At 60.0% G+C, this 18727-nt stretch carries 20 protein-coding genes; 2 read left to right on the forward strand and 18 right to left on the reverse strand.

Features of this window, described 5'->3' with window-relative positions:
* Positions 1-20: 20 nt before the first annotated feature.
* From TX23_RS04050 to TX23_RS04115, 14 genes are all read right to left on the reverse strand, one after another.
* A complete protein-coding gene (locus TX23_RS04050) occupies positions 21-803 on the reverse strand; it encodes a transglutaminase family protein (protein ID WP_057701105.1) in 783 nt (260 codons plus the stop codon).
* Positions 800-1747, reverse strand: a complete 948-nt coding sequence (locus TX23_RS04055) for an alpha-E domain-containing protein (protein ID WP_057701106.1) — start codon at positions 1745-1747, stop codon at positions 800-802. The genes TX23_RS04050 and TX23_RS04055 overlap by 4 nt, the downstream gene beginning before the upstream one ends.
* 4 nt (positions 1748-1751) lie before the next feature.
* Positions 1752-3161 (reverse strand): circularly permuted type 2 ATP-grasp protein, encoded by a 1410-nt coding sequence (locus TX23_RS04060; RefSeq protein WP_057701107.1) that lies wholly within the window; start codon positions 3159-3161, stop codon positions 1752-1754.
* Positions 3162-3597: 436 nt separating this feature from the next.
* A complete protein-coding gene (locus TX23_RS04065; RefSeq protein WP_005790456.1) occupies positions 3598-3939 on the reverse strand; it encodes a ribonuclease E inhibitor RraB in 342 nt (113 codons plus the stop codon).
* A gap of 212 nt (positions 3940-4151) precedes the next feature.
* On the reverse strand, positions 4152-4388 hold the full coding sequence (locus TX23_RS04070) for a hypothetical protein (RefSeq protein WP_057701108.1): 237 nt from the start codon (positions 4386-4388) through the stop codon (positions 4152-4154).
* Between the two features lie 103 nt (positions 4389-4491).
* Positions 4492-5097: an START domain-containing protein gene (locus tag TX23_RS04075; RefSeq protein WP_057701109.1), complete on the reverse strand. Its 606-nt coding sequence runs from the start codon at positions 5095-5097 to the stop codon at positions 4492-4494.
* Between the two features lie 41 nt (positions 5098-5138).
* On the reverse strand, positions 5139-5393 hold the full coding sequence (locus tag TX23_RS04080) for a YkgJ family cysteine cluster protein (RefSeq protein ID WP_057701110.1): 255 nt from the start codon (positions 5391-5393) through the stop codon (positions 5139-5141).
* Between the two features lie 164 nt (positions 5394-5557).
* A complete protein-coding gene (locus TX23_RS04085; protein ID WP_057701111.1) occupies positions 5558-6049 on the reverse strand; it encodes a hypothetical protein in 492 nt (163 codons plus the stop codon).
* A 93-nt stretch (positions 6050-6142) separates the two neighbouring features.
* Positions 6143-7582, reverse strand: a complete 1440-nt coding sequence (locus TX23_RS04090; protein WP_034120766.1) for an aminotransferase-like domain-containing protein — start codon at positions 7580-7582, stop codon at positions 6143-6145.
* A gap of 258 nt (positions 7583-7840) precedes the next feature.
* Positions 7841-8653: an OmpA family protein gene (locus TX23_RS04095; protein ID WP_057701112.1), complete on the reverse strand. Its 813-nt coding sequence runs from the start codon at positions 8651-8653 to the stop codon at positions 7841-7843.
* Complete coding sequence (locus TX23_RS04100) at positions 8650-9012, reverse strand: DUF4398 domain-containing protein (RefSeq protein ID WP_057701113.1); 363 nt, start codon at positions 9010-9012, stop codon at positions 8650-8652. Before TX23_RS04100 ends, TX23_RS04095 begins: the two co-directional genes overlap by 4 nt.
* Positions 9013-9021: 9 nt before the next feature.
* Positions 9022-9837 carry a substrate-binding periplasmic protein gene (locus TX23_RS04105; protein ID WP_057701114.1) on the reverse strand — a complete coding sequence of 272 codons (816 nt, stop codon included), beginning with the start codon at positions 9835-9837 and terminating at the stop codon, positions 9022-9024.
* Between the two features lie 163 nt (positions 9838-10000).
* Positions 10001-10930, reverse strand: a complete 930-nt coding sequence (locus tag TX23_RS04110) for an electron transfer flavoprotein subunit alpha/FixB family protein (RefSeq protein WP_034120769.1) — start codon at positions 10928-10930, stop codon at positions 10001-10003.
* A 2-nt stretch (positions 10931-10932) separates the two neighbouring features.
* Positions 10933-11682, reverse strand: coding sequence for an electron transfer flavoprotein subunit beta/FixA family protein (locus TX23_RS04115; RefSeq protein WP_005790477.1), 750 nt, complete (start codon positions 11680-11682; stop codon positions 10933-10935).
* A 484-nt stretch (positions 11683-12166) separates the two neighbouring features.
* On the opposite strand from TX23_RS04115, the gene TX23_RS04120 reads away from it, so the two are divergent.
* Complete coding sequence (locus TX23_RS04120; RefSeq protein WP_057701115.1) at positions 12167-13831, forward strand: electron transfer flavoprotein-ubiquinone oxidoreductase; 1665 nt, start codon at positions 12167-12169, stop codon at positions 13829-13831.
* 151 nt (positions 13832-13982) lie between these two features.
* Here TX23_RS04120 and TX23_RS04125 read toward each other — a convergent pair whose 3' ends face one another.
* Positions 13983-14876, reverse strand: a complete 894-nt coding sequence (locus TX23_RS04125; protein ID WP_057701116.1) for an AraC family transcriptional regulator — start codon at positions 14874-14876, stop codon at positions 13983-13985.
* A 182-nt stretch (positions 14877-15058) separates the two neighbouring features.
* Here TX23_RS04125 and TX23_RS04130 point away from each other — a divergent pair, with 182 nt between their 5' ends.
* Positions 15059-16111 (forward strand): NAD(P)-dependent alcohol dehydrogenase, encoded by a 1053-nt coding sequence (locus TX23_RS04130; RefSeq protein ID WP_057701117.1) that lies wholly within the window; start codon positions 15059-15061, stop codon positions 16109-16111.
* Here TX23_RS04130 and TX23_RS04135 read toward each other — a convergent pair whose 3' ends face one another.
* The 3 genes from TX23_RS04135 to TX23_RS04145 form a co-directional block, all read right to left on the reverse strand.
* Entirely contained in the window at positions 16112-16915 is an 804-nt protein-coding gene (locus TX23_RS04135; RefSeq protein ID WP_057701118.1) for an IclR family transcriptional regulator, read from the reverse strand.
* A 105-nt stretch (positions 16916-17020) separates the two neighbouring features.
* The gene (gene araH, locus TX23_RS04140) at positions 17021-17986 is read right to left on the reverse strand and encodes an L-arabinose ABC transporter permease AraH (RefSeq protein WP_057701119.1); all 966 of its coding nucleotides are present in this window, start codon (positions 17984-17986) and stop codon (positions 17021-17023) included.
* A gap of 19 nt (positions 17987-18005) precedes the next feature.
* Positions 18006-18727, reverse strand: a 722-nt coding sequence (locus tag TX23_RS04145) for an ATP-binding cassette domain-containing protein (protein ID WP_157243901.1), incomplete at its 5' end; no start/stop codon positions are given.

Below are 18727 nucleotides of genomic sequence, written 5' to 3' on the forward strand. Positions count from 1 at the left end.
CTCGCTCCTACAGTTATCGGTTATTGCTGAGGCGCCACGAATACCTTGGCGTGCATCTGCTCATGCCCACCGCCACGGCGCATGCCCCGGACCGGGCAGGCGTCGAGGTAGTCCAGGCCCACGGCCAGCTTCAAGTGCCGCTCCGGCCTGGCCAGTTGGTTGGTCACGTCAAAGCTGTACCAGGCGCCCTCCAGCCAGGCTTCGGCCCAGGCATGGCTGGCCAGGTGCGCGCTGTCTTCGGTGTACAAATACCCCGACACATACCGCGCCGCGATGCCCAGGCTGCGCGCGCAGGCCAGAAATGCATGGGTATGGTCCTGGCACACGCCCACCGCGCCCGCGAAGGCCTGAGCGGCACAGGTATCGACGGCGGTCGCCCCAGGCGTGTAGATCATCGCCTGGTTGAGAGCCTGCATCAGGTCGATCAATGCCGTGCGGTCACGACGCTGATGACAGTGTTGTTCGGCAAACCGGCGCAAGGCCTCGTCGGGCTCGGTCAGGCGGGTGCTGCGCAGGAACGGAAAGGGAGACTGGCTTTCGTGCTCGGCTTCGCGCAGCTCATCAATTTCTACCTGGCCACGGGCGCCGATGATGATGGCGTCGTGGGGTTCATCCAGAGTCAGCACATGCAGGATGTTGCCGAAGGGGTCCACTTGCGCCCGCACCGGGCGCGGCAGGTCCAGTTGCCAACTGAGCACGTGCTGGCGCTCGCTGTCGTGGGGTGTAAGACGCAGGTATTGAATGCTGGCGCGTACCTGGTCTTCGTAGTGGTAGGTGGTTTCGTGGCTGATGGAGAGTCTCATGCCGCCTCCAGATAGGAACTGTAGATGGCGTCGCCCAACTGGCGGACCAAGGGGATAAAGTCGGTCAGCCAGGCGTGCAGGCCTTCCTCAAGGATTTCGTCGATGGCGGTAAAGCGCAGGCGCGCATCCATCTCGGCAGCCAGGCGCTGGGCAGGGCGACCATTGAGGCCGGGCAGGCTGGCGAGGATCTGATCGATCTCTTCACTGCACGCTCGCAGTGAGCGCGGAACATCAGCCCGTAACAGCAGCAGCTCAGCGACCTGCCGAGCCCCCGGGGCATCGCGATAAATCTCGGTGTACGCCTCGAATGACGACAGCGCACGCAGCAACGCGCTCCACTGGTAATACGCGTGAGCCGTACCATCGCTGAGCGCCGCCTGGTCGCCGGCCATTTCGTAGCGGGCATCCAGCAGGCGCAGGGTGTTATCGGCGCGCTCGATAAAGGTGCCCAGGCGGATAAAGCGGAAGGCATCGTTGCGCATGATGGTGCCGTAAGTGGCGCCCCGAAACAGATGGGAGCGCTCCTTGACCCACTCACAAAACCGGCTCATGCCGTAGTGGCTCAGCCCCTGTTGGGCGATGTCGCGAATGTCCAGCCAGGTGGCGTTGATGTTTTCCCACATGTCGGCGGTGATGCGCCCACGCACCGCATGGGCGCTGGCTCGCGCGGCACCGAGGCAGCTGTAGATGCTGGCCGGGTTGGCCGCGTCCAGCGCAAAAAAATGCAGCAGGCGCTCGGCATGAAGTTCGCCATGACGGGCGTGGTAATCCTCCAGCGTGCCGGTGATCAATAACGGCATGGCCAGTTCGTGCAAGCCATCGCCGCGCCCATCCTGAGGCATCAACGACAGCGAATAGCTGACATCCAGCATACGCGCGAGGTTTTCTGCGCGTTCCAGGTAGCGAGACATCCAGTACAAATCCGAGGCAGTTCGACTCAACATGGCATCAGTCCTCGACCACCCAGGTGTCTTTGGTGCCGCCGCCCTGGGACGAGTTGACCACCAGCGAGCCTTCGCGCAGCGCAACGCGAGTGAGGCCACCCGGTACCACCCGGGTTTCCTTGCCGGACAACACGAACGGGCGCAGGTCGATATGTCGGGGCGCGATACCGTTATCAACGAAGGTCGGGCAAGTAGACAAACACAGGGTCGGCTGTGCGATATAGGCATGGGGCCTGGCCTTGATGCGCGCACGGAACGCTTCGATTTCGGCCGTTGTGGACGCCGGACCAACCAACATGCCGTAGCCACCGGAGCCCTGGGTTTCCTTGACCACCAGGTCGGGAAGATTGGCCAGCACGTGGGACAACTCGTCAGGCTTGCGGCATTGAAAGGTCGGCACGTTCTGCAGGATCGGTTCTTCGTCCAGATAGAAACGGATCATTTCAGTCACGAACGGATACACCGATTTATCGTCCGCCACCCCGGTGCCGATGGCATTGGCCAGCACCACATTGCCGCAGCGATAGGCAGCGAGCAGGCCCGGCACACCGAGCATGGAGTCGGGGTTGAATGCCAAGGGATCGAGGAAGGCATCATCGAGCCGGCGGTAGATCACATCGACCGCCTTGGGGCCGTCGGTGGTGCGCATGAACACACGGTCATCACGCACAAACAGATCCGCGCCCTCCACCAGTTCCACCCCCATTTCCCGGGCCAGGAAGGCATGTTCGAAGAACGCACTGTTGAAGCGCCCCGGGGTCAGCACCACCACGCTGGGGTTATCCAGAGGGCTGGCGCTTTTGAGGGTATCGAGCAACAGGTTGGGGTAATGGTCGATGGGCGCGATGCGCTGGGCGGCGAACAACTCGGGGAACAGGCGCATCATCATCTTGCGGTCTTCAAGCATGTAGCTGACACCGCTGGGCGTGCGCAGGTTGTCTTCCAGCACGTAGTAGGTGCCATCGCCATCACGTACGAGATCTACCCCGGAGATGTGGGAGTACAGATCACGGTGCAGATCCAGACCCTGCATCGCCAACTGGTACTGCTCGTTGGCCAGCACCTGTTCGGCGGGCACGATACCGGCCTTGATGATGCGCTGTTCGTGATACAGGTCGGCGAGGAACATGTTCAACGCCTTGACCCGCTGGATGCAGCCACGTTCGACGATCCGCCATTCACTGGCCGGAATGCTGCGCGGGATGGTATCGAAGGGGATCAGGCGCTCGGTGCCCTGCTCGTCTCCGTAGAGGGTGAAGGTAATACCGGCACGGTGGAACAGCAAATCGGCTTCACGGCGACGCTGGGCCAGCAGTTCGGCAGGGGTATCGGCCAGCCAACGGGCGAACTCGCGGTAATGGGGGCGCACTTGCCCTGCCCCATCGTACATTTCATCGTAATAAGTGCGGATCATGCCGTACTCCTTGTCACTGGGACGCAAGGACCTTCGCAAGGCCCGTGCCATCGACATAAACACTTAGTTATCAATGGGTTGAATAAATAAAGCGGTTCCGCCGCACCGTCCTGGTGCGCAGAATGCCCGCTGTGAGGTGAGGCGCTTCATTGCAACGCGCGTTTTGACTATCACCAGCATAGTCAGAGTTGATTTCACTGCTCGGCAGACACCCCACATAATCCCTTCCATCAGCTGATCAGGAGATGTCCTACAGCTAACGCTTTTGCGCAATCGGTAATGTGTTACCTGTTGTACTGATTTACTCCTCAAGGTTCCCTTTCCGCCACCCTATCCGGGTGGTTTTTTTTGCGCGCAAGACTGTGATGTGCACCTCTGAAAACAAAAACGGCCGACCCAAAGGTCAGCCGATACGCTGCGCTGCTCATAACACTTGCTACATGGGTAACCCACGCACCTCCTGCTTGACGCCCCATCCTTCGATGATGCCGCCGAGCGGCTCGACCACCGCTTCAAAGTCTTGCTCAAAGTCTCCTATACCATCGTAGGTGGCGAACATGACCTTGCTCAACTCCAGGTACCAGGCGCCGTCGTCGCGCGCACTGACCTGGGCATTGAGTGACTCTCCACGAAATCGACCCGCAGCCCTGCGCGCCCGTTCCTCATCCGGGAAAATGGCGTAGAACTCGATAGGGTGAAAACGCGAAAAATCAAAACCGCCTTCTTTCATGCGGCGCAACACGTTGGTGCTGATGTCTTCTTGATAGGCTGTGCTCATGAAAAGTGCTCCTCAAATGATGGATAGACTTTCCGTGCTTCCCGAAGCCCGCGCCCTACTGGCGCGAGTACTACGGCAGGAACAACACCGCTGGAAAACAAGCATGTAGCTGACAAGACCAGACCTTAGCGATTCATTCGCTGATCTCGATTGCAGAGTAGCGCGAAGCTATCACCTCCACCAGAGGTGCACATGTGGCGCGTAAAAAATGTTTAGACGGCGGGAGTAATATCGAGAATCTGGATACTGTTCTGGTCTTTGAGAATCTTGACCGTCGGCTCGGATTTACGGCCTTCCAGGTCATTGAGATCGAGTTCGGCAGCAATCGGCACCAGCTTCGCACGAATCATATGCGCAGCGTCTTCGAGGCTGGGCTTTTGTTCGCAGGTGAACTGCTGCACGGACTTTTCACCGTGATCATCAACGAAGGTAATGTGCCACGTTTGCATCGGTGCCTCCTCGATAAAACCCATAGGTGGGCTTACAAGTATCTGGACCTTGGCGGCGCGCAAAACGTTCCGCTCAAGCCCGGAGGCACCGGATCAACTGCACTTATTTTTCAGCGTGTTCTTTCAAGGCTTTCAAAGTGTTGAACGGGGCGTCCACTACGAACTTGTTGGCCAGCCACGAAGGCACGCTGCCGCCTGGCTCGGTGTGTACCTGGTAAGTGACTTCGGTCTGACTATCACCCTTAGGCACCAGTTTCCAGAAGCCATCAACCTGGGCCACTCGCACGTAGCCTTTTTCTTCAGGCTTGTAGGTCGGCACTCCCTCCAGTTTGCGCGTAACGCTGCCGTCAGCGGCTTTGGTGGTGGTGACGTGGATATACGAATCACGATCCGTCACAGGGAACGGCGCCTTGAACTGGGTGTAGGTCCATGCCTCATCGCCTTTCTTGTCGACGAGCTTCTGGGATTTGCATTCATGGATCCACGCACAGGCACCTGCGACGTCTTCCTGCAAAGCCTGGATTCTGGCGACCGGCGCCTTGATGACTGTCACACCGCGATAGGCTTTGTACTTGGAGCCGGCAATTTCGCTCAGCGAGATCTTGATGCCGTCTTCGTCCTTGGCAACTTGCCAATCCTCAGCCTGGGCAGTGGCCGCAAACATCATCGTAAAACCGCACACCACAGCCATTCGTTTCAGCGAACCCATCGTTGTATTCCTTGTTGTTGAAGTTCCGATAGTAAAGCCCATCAAGCCGCCGTCATTTGCTCCCACCAGCCGATCAAGCGAATCGCATCCGCCTGGTCGTTACCACAAACCTCAATATCAGCCTTGAAATCACTGCACACAGCCGGACGTTCCGGTTGACCGAACAGCTGGCACAGTTGTTCCGCTGACAGGTGCAGGCAACGCACGCCTGCGGGTTTACCCTGGGGCATTCCCGGCAACGGTGAACTGATGGAGGGGGCGATGCAGCAAGCGCCACAGCCTTCACGGCATTTCATGACCAGCAGGTCCTCGACGACTCAATAGGGATGGCCGGGCTAGAGTACGCCCTTAAACAGCCGTTTTAAAATGGTCCAACAGGGGTTTTTCGCACAAAACAAAGGTGACCGACCAGTCTGCGACAGATGGTCGGCAACCCGGGTCACCTGTGACTGAGGATTTTTTATTGCTTGAATTCGAAATCCAGCGCGGCGCCTTCTACATCGTGACGCTCATCGTTGCGCAGTTGCAGCTTCATCTCATTGCTGAGCAAGCGGCCGTTAATCTGAAATGCACTGTTGTCGGTGGGCTTTTCACCGAACATCGGCGGTAGCAAGGGCACGCTTTTGGGCTTGGGCATGGTGCCGATCGGCTGCAAGAGCCTGACCATGTCGGAGGGCAGGGACAGATCCAACTGTGCCGGTGGCAGTTTGGTCTGGGCCACTTCACGGGCCGACTTGGACTTGCTCGCCACAGGGGCGCGCTTTTTGGTCTTTACCGCTTTTTTTGCGGTGGCCGGGGCTTTTTTGGCGGGTGTTGGCTGCTTGGCCGACGACTTTTGCTCGGCACTCGCGGCGGGCTTTTCGTCAGCCACCGACGTTGCGGCCAGCACAGGGGCAACGTTGCACAGGCTTAGCAGGCCAATCACCAAGGTCACGCGAAAAATAGACGTCATATCGCCAACAGCATTAACGGCAGAAGGCCATATGCTCGCTTGTTGTGCGCGGCATGACAAGGGCGCAGATCAATGCTGTCCCCTTTGCACCCCTCAAAAACCCGCCGCCGTCTCCTGGCACAACTGGTTGGCAAGCATACCCAAGGTCATCAACGCCCGCTCTGCCTCGCGGTTCCACGGGGTGCCGCAATTAAGACGGATACAGTGGTTGAATTGCTCGGTATTACTGAAGATCAACCCCGGCGCAATGCTGATGCCCTGTTGCAGGGCACGCACGTGCAGCTCCTGGGTATTGACCCGCCCCGGCAAACTGACCCACAGAATAAAGCCGCCGGTCGGACGGGTCATCTGGGTGCCTTCCGGGAAATATTGCTGCACCGCCAGCTGGAAGGCGCTGAGGTTCTTGCGGTATTCCTGGCGGATGTAACGCAGGTGACGGTCGTAGCCGCCGTTTTCCAGGTAGGCCGCCACGCCCATCTGCGTGACGCTGCACGCGGAGTGAGTGCTGAACATTTGCAGGCGCTGAATCTCCTGCTGGTACTTGCCGGCGATCATCCAGCCAATGCGCACGCCGGGGGATAAGGTCTTGGAAAAGCTCGAACAATAGATGACCCGGTCCAGGCGGTCATAGGCTTTAAGGGCCTTGGTGCGGCCCAGTTCGAACATCAGCTCGCCATAGATATCGTCCTCGACGATCTGGATATCGAAATCCGAAGCCAGGCGCAGCAATTGCTTCTGCCGCTCCTCGGGCATGGTGCCGCCCAGGGGGTTGCTCAGGCGCGTGGTCAGCACCAACGCTTTGATCGACCACTGGTTGGCCGCCAATTGCAGGGCTTCCAGGCTCATGCCCGTGGCGGGGTCGCTGGGGATCTCGATGACTTTGAGGCCGAGCAAATCGGCCAGTTGCAGCAAGCCGTAGTAAGTCGGGGATTCGGCGGCGATCAAGTCGCCGGGCCGGGTCAGTACGCGCAAAGACATCTGCAACGCATCAACACAGCCATGGGTGATCACTACTTCGCTGGGGTCGACGACCACGCCGGCATCGCGCATACGGATCGCCACCTGGCGGCGCAACGGTTCAAAGCCGGGGCTGAACATGTAGCTGAACGCCCGTGGGCTCTGGAACCGCGTGACCTTGGCCAACTGCTGGTGCAGCGCCCGTACCGGCAGGTAGTCCACACTCGGCACAGCTGCGCCCAAGGGGAATACCCCTTCACGGCGTGACTCGACCAACACCTGTTGGATGATACTGCTGCGGGTCACCAACCCCGGGCGCTCGACCCGGGCGATGTCTGGCGTCGGCGCCGTAAGTGCCGGGGTCTGGTGCACGTAATAACCCGATTGCGGCCGCGCCCGAATCAGCCCCTGGTCTTCCAGGTTAGCGTAGGCCTGCAACACCGTGGCATGGCTCACATTCAGCTGGGAGCTCATCTTGCGCACAGAGGGCACGCGCTCTCCCGGTTGGTAGACACCGCGCCGGATGTCCTCAGCCAGTTGCTGGGCAATGCGTTGGTAAAGCAACAGATTGGTCATGACGCAGCACTCGATTTCACGGCTATTTTATTTTTGTGTGAAACATACCAGCACAGTTTAGAAGTGTACGGGGACAGTTGTCACGATAGTCGAGCGCGGGCGGGAGTGACAGCAAAAACTGTAAAGGGAGTACGCCTGACAAACTTTAGGAGCGAGCTTGCTCGCGAAAAACTCATGGACGCCGCGTTTCTTCAGGAAGTACGCGTTATCGTTGACGTTTTTCGCGAGCAAGCTCGCTCCTACAGAAGGCGATGGCTGTTAGCGAGCGGCGCCCAGTTGGCCCTTCTCGTCAGAGAACACGATTTCCACCCGGCGGTTCTGCGCGCGGCCACGCTCGGAGGCGTTGGCTTCTACCGGGTACTGGTCACCGTAACCCTGGACTTCGATACGCTTGTCGTCGACCCCCAGGTCCATCAACAGGTCTGCCACCGATTGGGCACGGTCGCGAGACAGTTTGAGGTTCTCCTGCTCGCCCCCGGTGTTGTCGGTGTAGCCCTCGATACGCACCCGACGCTTGGGGTTCAGTTGCAGAAACTGCACGATCTTGAGCACTGTGCGGCTGGCCGAGTTTTGCAGTTCGGCTTCGCCGGTATCGAACAGCACATCCCCCAGGGTCATCACCAGGCCTCGGTCGGTCTGGGTGGTGAGGCTGGCGATCTGCGCTTCAACCCACTTGCCCTGCTGCTGCACACTGGCCAGCTTGTTTTCGCGCAGGGCCAGTTGCAGGCGCTGACGCTCCAACTCAAGCTGGGCGCCGCGCTCGGCATTGAGGCCCTGCTCGGTGTGTTCACGGGCGATGGCACTGTAGCGCTGGCTCAGGTAGGCGTAATGCACCACGTCGGAGCCGCTGCCCCAGTAGCTGGACAGGCGATCGGCACGGGCCAGGGACTCGCCGGCGCGGATCACATCCTTGGGCGCAAAGCGCAGCACGTTGGCGTCTTCCTTGACCTTCTGGAAGTCATCGCCCGCCTGTTGCAATGCCTGCTCGCTGCTGGGCTGGCTGGCGCACCCGCCCAGGGCCGCGCTGCCCAAGAGCAACGCACAGCTCAAACCACGGATCATCGGGCTCATTGCGCGTCTCCCAGTTGCAGTTGCTTGCGCAGGCGAGTGATACGGGTATTAAGCACGTTCAATTGTTCCTGGCTCTTGGCGGTCAGCACTTTTGCCTCGGCCAGGCGCGCATCCAGCTCGGCCTGCTCGGCCCGCATACGCGCGCGTTTGAAGGATTGGTCGGCCATGTTGGACTTGGCCCTGGCGAATTTTTCTTCGGCCAGTTTCAGCTCGGGCGATTCATCGGCGTTGACCCCGACCGCGTTGGCTTGCTCCAGGGCTTGCTGGGTCAGGCGCATTTGTTCATTCGGCGCAGGATCGGTTGCACATCCCGCCAGAGCGACAACGGCAAGGGCCGCGAGAAGAGGTCGAAAAATCACTGTAAATCCCTACTTTATTGGGGTACCGACGGGTTGCTGCAATTGCGCCTTCCAGCGCTCCAGGTTGCGCTGCAGCGCGGCTTGCGCGACACCGGAGGCGGGCAATTCTGTCATCTTTTTAGTCAACTGTCCGCGCAGCCAAGGATCATTGCAGGCGGAGTTGTGCGAAATCGCCAGGTACAGGCCGGGCTGGTCGACAGGCACCGAGTGGGCGACCAAGTCGTTACTCATGCCCAAGGTCTGGGCCATGGCCATGCCGGAATAGCGCCCCGCCAGCACGTAGTCCACTTCACCCAACAGCAGTTTCTGGAACGCTGGCGTGAGATTCGGCAAGCGTTGCAGGCTGAGCTGCTGACCGGCGAAAGTTTCGAATTCAGCGCTTAAACGGGCGCGCTCCGATACCGCGCCCTTGTGGCCGTGCAGGTCAGCGGTCGTGGTGTAGACCAGCGGCGAATCCTTGCGCGTCCACACCAGATAATCGGTCTGCACCAACGCGGGATGGATGTAGTCGAAATTGTCCAGTTCACCCAGATTCAACGGCGCGTCAGCGAGGATGTCCATACGCCCGCTGCGCGCTTCATCCAGGGCCAGGGAGCGTTTGCCACCATAGAGCAGGTCGATTTTAAGCCCAAGGTCCTTGCCCACTTGTTGCAGCACGTCGGCGGTGGCGCCAATCAGGTGCGTGGGGTCTTGAGGGTCGCGCCACAGCAAGGGCGGTGCGTCCGGGCTGCCGGTGATCACCAGGCGCTCGCATTTGCCGGCGGCGAGCGTCAGGCTCGGCAGCAGTGCAAGGCCCAGCAGTACGGTCCAGGGGCGCAGTTCCATGGCATGTTCCTCCGTAAAGTTCTTGCTCGCGAAAACGTCAACGATAACGCGTGCTTTCTGAATAAATGCGGCGCCTGGGAATTTTTCGCGAGCAAGCTCGCTCCTACAGGGAATAAAAAAGCCCGGTCACAAGACCGGGCTCTTTATAAGTGAAGTGGCTGGATTAGACCAGCTTCTCCAACTCAGGTACGGCTTCGAACAAGTCCGCCACCAGGCCATAATCGGCGACCTGGAAGATCGGCGCTTCTTCGTCCTTGTTGATCGCAACGATCACCTTGGAATCTTTCATACCGGCCAAGTGCTGGATAGCGCCGGAGATACCGACGGCAATGTACAGCTGTGGCGCAACGATCTTGCCGGTCTGGCCGACCTGCATGTCGTTGGGTACGAAGCCTGCGTCGACGGCTGCGCGGGAAGCGCCGACCGCAGCACCCAGCTTGTCAGCCAGGGCGTACAGGTGTTTGAAGTTGTCACCGTTCTGCATGCCACGCCCGCCGGAAACGACGATCTTGGCAGCGGTCAGTTCAGGACGGTCCGACTTGGCCAGCTCTTCGCCGACGAAGCTGGAAGTGCCAGCGTCGTGGGCAGCGGAGACGGCTTCAACGGCAGCCGAGCCACCTTCGGCAGCAACCGGGTCGAAACCGGTGGCGCGTACGGTGATGACCTTGACCGAGGCGTTGGACTGCACGGTAGCGATGGCGTTACCGGCGTAGATCGGGCGCTTGAAGGTGTCGGCGCTTTCTACCGAGATGATCTCGGAGATCTGGTCAACGTCCAGCTGCGCGGCAACGCGTGGCAGGATGTTTTTGCCGTTGGAGGTAGCGGCGGCCAGGATGTGGCTGTAGCCAGCGCCAAGCTCGGCGACCAGCGGTGCAACGTTTTCCGGCAGCTGATGCGCATAAGCGGCATTGTCAGCGTTCAGAACTTTGCTCACGCCTGCGATTTTTGCAGCCGCTTCAGCCACGGCGCCAGCGCCCTGACCAGCAACCAGCACGTGGATGTCCCCACCGATTTTAGCGGCAGCGGCCACGGTGTTCAGGGTAGCCGGGGCCAGTACCTTGTTGTCGTGTTCAGCGATTACCAAGATAGTCATGATTAGATTACCTTCGCTTCGTTTTTCAGTTTCTCGACCAGTTCAGCCACCGACTTGACCTTGATGCCCGCGCTGCGTGCAGCCGGCGCTTCAACCTTGATGGTCTTGTTGGTGGAGGCGGTGGAAACGCCCAAAGCGTCCGGAGTCACCGACTCAAGCGGCTTCTTCTTGGCTTTCATGATGTTTGGCAGGGACGCATAACGCGGCTCGTTCAAACGCAGGTCGGTGGTGACGATAGCCGGCAGTTTCAGGGAAACCGTTTGGGCGCCGCCGTCGATTTCACGGGTGACCGCAACGCTGTCGCCGCTCACTTCGACTTTCGAAGCGAAGGTGCCCTGGCCGTAACCGGTCAGTGCAGCCAGCATCTGGCCAGTCTGGTTGTTGTCGCTGTCGATGGCTTGTTTGCCCAGGATCACCAGCTGAGGCTGTTCCTTGTCGACAACGGCCTTGAGCAGTTTGGCAACGGCCAGGGAGGTCAGCTCTTCAGCAGACTCCACCAGAATGGCGCGGTCGGCGCCCAGGGCCAAAGCGGTACGCAGCTGCTCTTGGGCAGTGGTCGGACCGATGGACACCACGACGATTTCAGTCGCAACGCCTTTCTCTTTCAGGCGTACGGCTTCTTCCACAGCGATTTCGCAGAAAGGGTTCATCGACATCTTGACGTTAGCAAGGTCGACGCCGGAATTGTCCGCCTTGACGCGAACTTTCACGTTGTAATCGACAACGCGTTTGACAGCTACAAGAACCTTCATGGATTCCTCGTTACTCTCCGGTGAAAAGAAAGTCGCCTAGGCGAACCTGGCGGTTGATGCTCATCGGCACACAAGGGCACCTCCAAAGACCTCGGCAGTGGCCTTGCACACGGGAAAATGATGACCGTTCGTCAGCGGTGACTGAGAGGTCATTCTTTATCGCGGCGTGTAAACTGCACACCAGCTTACCTTTGGACGTGCTCTTGAAACCTGCAGTCTGCCTACGGGAAGCGCGAAACCGACCGTATCTTGACCGGAACGCCTATTCTGGTCAATACGGCAAAATGGTCAGTCATAAGCCCCGTTGCTTTGATTTACCTAGGCTGCGGGCAATTCAAACAAACGTTTGTATTGGACGCTGCCAGTGGTCTATATATAATGCGCCACCTAGAGAGACAGGTGGGTCTTGCCGTTGTGCAGGACGATACCGAACCTCCACCCATTAGAAAAAAAAGCCTGTTGAGCCTTGAGTAGGAGATAGCCTGTGGAACGCGAATACATGGAATTCGACGTGGTCATCGTCGGCGCCGGCCCGGCGGGCCTGTCTGCCGCCTGCCGACTGAAGCAGAAGGCCGCCGAAGCCGGTAAGGAAATCAGCGTCTGCGTGGTCGAGAAAGGCTCCGAAGTCGGCGCCCACATCCTCTCCGGTGCTGTGTTTGAACCCCGCGCCCTGAACGAATTGTTCCCGGACTGGAAAGCCCTCGGCGCCCCGCTCCACACCCCGGTGGTGCGCGATGACATCTATGTACTGCGCAGCAGCGACACCTCCACCAAGGTTCCCGACTTCTTTGTGCCCAAGACCATGCACAACGAAGGCAACTACATCATTTCCCTGGGCAACCTGTGCCGCTGGCTGGCCCAGCAGGCCGAGAACCTGGGCGTGGAAATCTACCCGGGCTTCGCCGCCCAGGAGGCGCTGTTCGATGAAAACGGCGTGGTGCGCGGGATCATCACTGGCGACCTCGGCGTCGACCGCGACGGCAAGCCCAAGGACGGCCTTTATACGCCAGGCATGGAGCTGCGTGGCAAATACACGCTGTTCGCCGAAGGTTGCCGCGGGCATATCGGCAAGCAACTGATCCAGCGCTTCAACCTGGACAGCGACGCCGACGCCCAGCACTACGGTATCGGTTTGAAGGAAATCTGGGAAATCGATCCAGCCAAGCATCAGCCAGGCCTGGTGGTACATACCGCCGGTTGGCCGCTGGACATCATGGGTAACGAGAACACCGGTGGCTCGTTCCTCTATCACCTGGAAAACAATCAAGTCGTGGTCGGGCTGATCGTCGACCTGTCCTACAGCAACACCTTCCTCTCGCCGTTCGATGAATTCCAGCGCCTCAAGCATCACCCGGTGCTGGCCCAGTACCTGGAAGGCGGCAAGCGGGTCAGCTATGGCGCCCGCGCGATCTGCAAAGGTGGCCTGAATTCGCTGCCGAAGATGGTCTTCAAGGGTGGCGCGCTGATCGGTTGCGATCTGGGCACCCTGAACTTCGCCAAGATCAAGGGCAGTCACACCGCGATGAAGTCTGGCATGCTCGCCGCCGACGCGGTGGCCGACCGCCTGTTTGCCGAATCTGAAGGCGGTGATGAGCTGACCACCTATGTCGACAGCTTCAAAGCCAGCTGGCTGTACGAAGAACTGTTCGCCAGCCGTAATTTCGGCCCGGCCGTGCACAAGTTTGGCGCGATCATCGGCGGCGGTTTCAACTGGCTCGACCAGAACATTTTCGGCGGCAAGATCCCCTTCACCCTGCACGACACCAAGCCGGACTACGCCTGCCTGAAGCTGGCCAAAGACAGCCAGAAGATCGACTACCCCAAACCGGACGGCAAGTTGAGCTTCGACAAGCTGAGCTCGGTGTTCATCTCTGGCACCAACCATGAAGAAGAGCAGCCGTGCCACTTGAAGCTCAAAGACCCAAGCATCCCGATCGGCACCAACTTGCCGCTCTACGATGAACCGGCGCAGCGCTACTGCCCGGCCGGCGTGTATGAAGTGGTGACCAAGGAGGACGGCGAGAAGCGCTTCCAGATCAACGCCCAGAACTGCGTGCACTGCAAGACCTGTGACATCAAGGACCCTTCGCAGAACATCACCTGGGTAACGCCAGAAGGTGCGGGTGGGCCGACTTACCCGAATATGTAAGTCGTTCGCTTAACCAGAAAAGGCTCCCGAGATGGGAGCCTTTTTTGTGGGCGATGTGGGAGCTGGCTTGCCTGCGATGGCGGTCTTCAGGTGCCAAATGTATGGCTGACCCACCGTTATCGCAGGCAAGCCACACAATGACCTTGTGGTGTCAGGCGGCACGCTCTTCGCCCGGGTTGCGCAGGAAATAGCGTTTGTACTCCCGGCTGAACTGCGACGTACTCTGGTACCCCACCTTGTGCGCCGCCTGCGCCACACTCATGCCTTCCACCAGCAGCAACTGCTGGGCCTTCAATAACCGCAGGCGCTTTAGGTACTGCACCGGCGACAGCAAGGTGCAGCGCTTGAAATGCTCATGAAACGTCGACGCGCTCATGTGCGCATACCCCGCCAGCGTCTCGATATTCAGCGGTTCGGCGTAATGGGCATGCAGGTGATTCAATGAGGTGGCGATGCGCGAAAACTGCCCCTGTTGTTCCACCAGTGCACGCAGCACATCGGCCTGTGGCCCGCGTAAGGCGGTGAACAACAATTCGCGCACCCGCGCCGGGCCCATGATCCGGCTTTCCAGCGGATCGTGCAGGCACTGCAAAAGCCGTTCAACGCACCCGCGCATGGCGTCATCGAGCACCACCGAGCTCATTGACTCCAATGTCTGCGCCGTCGGCGGCGGTCCGGCCTGCATGCCCATGGCGATCACCAACTCGCCCAACACCACTCGATCAATGCCGACCGTCACGCCGAGCAACGGCGCCCCCGGGGCCATGGCAAATGTTTCGCACTCGAACGGCACCGGCATGGCCTGGATCAGATAATGCCCGGCGCCATATTCCAGGGTACGCGGGCCCAGGTACGCGACTTTGCTGCCTTGGGCCACGAACATCAGGCTCGGCTCGTAGATCTGCGGCCCGCGCGCCACGTCGCAACTGGCGCGCAATACCTTTACACCGGGCAGGTGAGTCGGGGAAAAACCGTCGCGGGATGCAAGCCCCTCAATCAAGGCGACCAGGGTGGCGTTGGCATCGAGATGGCGGGTCAGCAGCATGGCAAAAAACTTCGCGAATTAGGGATGAGAGCATGATCGCAGGTCTGGCGGCCAATACATCCAAACTTGAGGCAGTGCCGGACGAATAGGCATGAGACTCGGAGCAATCGCCATGGCCGCCTGTACGCTCGTTACGCAGAATGGCCCGCCTCACTTGTCATTGCTTTTTTGCGAGGTTCTTCATGTACACCGCCATCGGTTATGCCGCCCAATCGGCCACCACTCCCCTCGCCCCTATGTCGTTTGAACGCCGCAGCCCGCGTGTCGATGACGTCGCCATCGAGATCCTTTACTGTGGCGTGTGCCACTCCGATATCCACCAGGCTCGCAACGAGTGGGGCATTGCCGTGTACCCGCTGATGCCGGGCCATGAAATTGTCGGCAAGGTCACCGCCGTCGGCGCCAACGTCACCGCGCACAAAGTCGGTGATCTGGTTGGCGTGGGCTGCATGGTCGACTCGTGCCGCCACTGCGAAGCCTGCCAATCGGACCTTGAGCAATACTGCCTCGAAGGCCCGACCATGACCTATGCCACTGCGGACCGCGTGGATGGCAGCAACACCATGGGCGGTTACTCCGACAGCATCGTGGTCAGCGAGCATTTCGTGGTGAAGATCCCGGCCAAACTAGACCTGGCCAGCGCCGCGCCGATCCTGTGTGCAGGTATCACCACTTACTCGCCGCTCAAGCACTACGGCGTGAAGGCCGGCGACAAAATCGGGATTCTCGGCATGGGCGGCCTGGGCCACATGGGCATCAAGTTCGCCAAGGCCATGGGTGCCGAAGTGACGCTGTTCACCCGCTCGGCGAGCAAGGCCGAGGAAGGCCGTCGCCAGGGCGCCGACCACGTGATCGTGTCCACCGATGCCGAGCAGATGAAAGCCGCTGCCGGGCACTTCGACTTCCTGCTCGACACCATCCCGGTGCAGCACGACCTGAACCCCTACCTCGATGTACTGCGCTTTGACGGCGTGCATATCCTGGTCGGCCTGATCGAACCGGTGGACCCGCCCGTCAATGCCGCCAAGCTGGTATTGGGCCGTAAAGTGCTGGCCGGCTCGCTGATCGGCGGCATTGCCGAAACCCAGGAAGTCCTGGATTTCTGCGCCGAGCACAACATCACCTGCGACATCGAAATGCTCGACATCCGCCAGATCAACGAGGCTTACACGCGCATGATCGCCGGTGACGTGAAGTACCGCTTTGTCATCGACATGGCAAGCCTCAAAGCCTGATCAGGCTTTGGCGCCCAACTCCGCTGACAGCCGGGCTGCAACCTGTTTGATCACAGGGATCAGCTCGGCCATTTTCTCCAGCGGCATGTAGGGCACGGTACTGGCGATGCTGATGCCGGCGACAATTCGCCCGCCGGCATCACGCACCGGTGCGGCCACACAGCGGATCGACGGTTCGTTGTCTTCCAGGTCGAACGCATACCCGCCCGCTACATATTCGCCCATGCGCTGTTCGAACTGCGCCCAGGATTGCTCCGGGTGTTGCGGCCATTGCAGGCTCTTGCCCGTCGCCGGCAAGCTGGCGTGGTACAGACGCTGCCACTCCTGCGGCGAATCATCCAACAACAACGCCTTGCCGATACCGGTGCGCGCCAGCGGCATACGGTGACCGACCCGCGAGCGCATTTCCGGCCCATTGCGGCCTGGGTTCTTGTGCAGGTAAAGCACCTCGTCGTATTCACGGATCGCCAGGTGGATGGTGTCGCCGGTGAGCGCCGACAATTCATCCAGGTAAGGCACCGCCAGGTTCACCAAGGGCAACTCTTCACGGGCCTGGAACCCCAACTCGATCAGCTTGGGCCCCAGCAGATAACCGACCTGGGGCACCACACGCAGGTAACGCTCGTCTACCAGGCAACTGGCCAGGCGGTGCGTCGTGCTGCGCGTGGTGCCGATGCGCCGGGCGATCTCCTTGAGATCCCGCGCACCAGCCGCCACCGCTTGCACAACCCCCAAGCCGCGCAACAGGGTCTGGGTGCCGGTGGGGGCGGCGTCTTTGACGGGGGTGTGGGCGTTTTCCTGCATATCGGGCCTATAAGTATGAAAGCGGGGGCATTATGGCAAATACCGCCCTCCTGAACACAGGAGTTCCAAGCCAGCTCCCACAGTTTGATCTTCACAGGGCGAACATCAGCGTTGCTTCATGCGGTCGATGATGACCGCCAGCAGCAGGATCGAGCCGCGAATCACGTACTGGTAAAACGTGTCGATGTTCTTCAGGTTCATCGCATTCTCAATGATCGCCAGGATCAGCACCCCGGCAATCACATGGCGGATCATGCCGATGCCGCCACTCAGGGATACGCCACCCAGCACACAGGCCGAAATCACCGTCAGCTCGAAACCCTGGCCGATCATCGGTTGACCCGAGGTCATGCGCGACGCGAGGATCACCCCGGCCAAAGCACCGATCAGACCGTGTACGGCGAAGATGATGATCTTGGTGCGGTCGACATTGACCCCGGCCAGCAACGCCGCTTCCTGATTGCCACCAATGGCCATGGTGTTGCGCCCATAGGTGGTGTAATTGAGCAGCCAGCCGAAGAACATGAAACACAGCACAGTGATGATGATCGGCACCGGTACGCCCATCAGTTGGCCGTTGCCGAATACGAAGAAGTCCTCATTCATCACCCCCACGGCCTTGCCGTTGGAGAAGATGTACGCCAGGCCGCGCACGATCTGCATGGTCGCCAGGGTGGCAATCAACGCATTGATGCGCAGCTTGGCAATCACGATGCCGTTGATCAGCCCCACCACCAGGCCCATGGCCAGTGCCGCCGACACACCGAGCACCACGCTGTCGGTGTCACGGATCACGATACCCGCCACCACCCCGGCACAGGCGATCACCGACCCCACCGACAAGTCGAAGTGCCCTGACGCCAGGCAAAACAGCATGGTGCACGCGGCAATGCCCACCGTGGAAATCGCCAGCCCCAGGCCACGCATGTTCAGGGGCGAAAGGAAGTTGTCGATAAACACCGCGCTGAGCACAAAGATGCTCAACGCTGCCAACAGCATCACCCAATCGTCGAGGAATTTGCGCTGGTTGAACCCCGGCCAGAAACCCTTTGCAGTTTTTACTTCAGACATAACCAACCCCTCTTGTTCTTCAAGCCCGCGAACGCGGGAGCGCCAGTTGCAACAAGCGCGCTTCATCCGCTTGCGCGCGGGGCAATTCACCGCTCAGGGCGCCTTCGCTGATCACCAGGATACGGTCGGAAATACCCATCACTTCCATCAGGTCGCTGGACACCACGATCACCGCAATGCCGCTGGCCGCCAGGTTATGGATGATCTGGTAGATCTCCGACTTGGCGCCGATGTCGATACCGCGGGTCGGTTCATCAAGCAGAAGAACCTTCATCGGCATCGACAGCCAGCGGCCGAGAATGGCTTTCTGTTGATTGCCGCCGGAGAGGTACATGATCTTCTGCGCCGCGTTCGGGGTTTTGACCCGCATCGCCTGGATCTGCCGCTCGGCGTTGCCCTTCTCCCAGCCCTCGCGCAACAGCCAGCCAAAGCTGGAGTGGGCGCCACGGGCGCTGATGTTGATGTTTTCCGCGACGCTGCCCAGCGGGATGATCCCCTCTTTCTTGCGGTCCTCCGGGCACAGCAGGATGCCGGCGGCGATGGCGTCGCGGGGCGAGCGCAATTGCAGCGCTTGCCCGCACAGTTCCAGGCTGCCGGCACTGGCGCGCTCCAGCCCGCTGAGCAGGCGAAACAGCTCGGTGCGCCCTGCCCCCACCAGCCCGAACAGGCCCAGGATCTCGCCTTTGCGCACCGCAAAGCTGATCGGCTCGCGCAAGCCCGGGCCGAGCAGGTCGTTCACCT

This window comes from Pseudomonas paralactis, assembly GCF_001439735.1.
Taxonomy (GTDB): Bacteria; Pseudomonadota; Gammaproteobacteria; order Pseudomonadales; family Pseudomonadaceae; genus Aquipseudomonas; species Aquipseudomonas paralactis.

What these genes read in the sequence shown, in the direction of transcription:
- TX23_RS04050 (WP_057701105.1), bottom strand. Translation starts at nt 803, where the DNA reads ATGAGACTCTCCATCAGCCACGAAACCACCTACCACTACGAAGACCAG.
- TX23_RS04055 (WP_057701106.1), bottom strand. Translation starts at nt 1,747, where the DNA reads ATGTTGAGTCGAACTGCCTCGGATTTGTACTGGATGTCTCGCTACCTG.
- TX23_RS04060 (WP_057701107.1), bottom strand. Translation starts at nt 3,161, where the DNA reads ATGATCCGCACTTATTACGATGAAATGTACGATGGGGCAGGGCAAGTG.
- TX23_RS04065 (WP_005790456.1), bottom strand. Translation starts at nt 3,939, where the DNA reads ATGAGCACAGCCTATCAAGAAGACATCAGCACCAACGTGTTGCGCCGC.
- TX23_RS04070 (WP_057701108.1), bottom strand. Translation starts at nt 4,388, where the DNA reads ATGCAAACGTGGCACATTACCTTCGTTGATGATCACGGTGAAAAGTCC.
- TX23_RS04075 (WP_057701109.1), bottom strand. Translation starts at nt 5,097, where the DNA reads ATGGGTTCGCTGAAACGAATGGCTGTGGTGTGCGGTTTTACGATGATG.
- TX23_RS04080 (WP_057701110.1), bottom strand. Translation starts at nt 5,393, where the DNA reads ATGAAATGCCGTGAAGGCTGTGGCGCTTGCTGCATCGCCCCCTCCATC.
- TX23_RS04085 (WP_057701111.1), bottom strand. Translation starts at nt 6,049, where the DNA reads ATGACGTCTATTTTTCGCGTGACCTTGGTGATTGGCCTGCTAAGCCTG.
- TX23_RS04090 (WP_034120766.1), bottom strand. Translation starts at nt 7,582, where the DNA reads ATGACCAATCTGTTGCTTTACCAACGCATTGCCCAGCAACTGGCTGAG.
- TX23_RS04095 (WP_057701112.1), bottom strand. Translation starts at nt 8,653, where the DNA reads ATGAGCCCGATGATCCGTGGTTTGAGCTGTGCGTTGCTCTTGGGCAGC.
- TX23_RS04105 (WP_057701114.1), bottom strand. Translation starts at nt 9,837, where the DNA reads ATGGAACTGCGCCCCTGGACCGTACTGCTGGGCCTTGCACTGCTGCCG.
- TX23_RS04110 (WP_034120769.1), bottom strand. Translation starts at nt 10,930, where the DNA reads ATGACTATCTTGGTAATCGCTGAACACGACAACAAGGTACTGGCCCCG.
- TX23_RS04115 (WP_005790477.1), bottom strand. Translation starts at nt 11,682, where the DNA reads ATGAAGGTTCTTGTAGCTGTCAAACGCGTTGTCGATTACAACGTGAAA.
- TX23_RS04125 (WP_057701116.1), bottom strand. Translation starts at nt 14,876, where the DNA reads ATGCTGCTGACCCGCCATCTCGATGCCAACGCCACCCTGGTCGCCTTG.
- TX23_RS04130 (WP_057701117.1), top strand. Translation starts at nt 15,059, where the DNA reads ATGTACACCGCCATCGGTTATGCCGCCCAATCGGCCACCACTCCCCTC.
- TX23_RS04135 (WP_057701118.1), bottom strand. Translation starts at nt 16,915, where the DNA reads ATGCAGGAAAACGCCCACACCCCCGTCAAAGACGCCGCCCCCACCGGC.
- araH (WP_057701119.1), bottom strand. Translation starts at nt 17,986, where the DNA reads ATGTCTGAAGTAAAAACTGCAAAGGGTTTCTGGCCGGGGTTCAACCAG.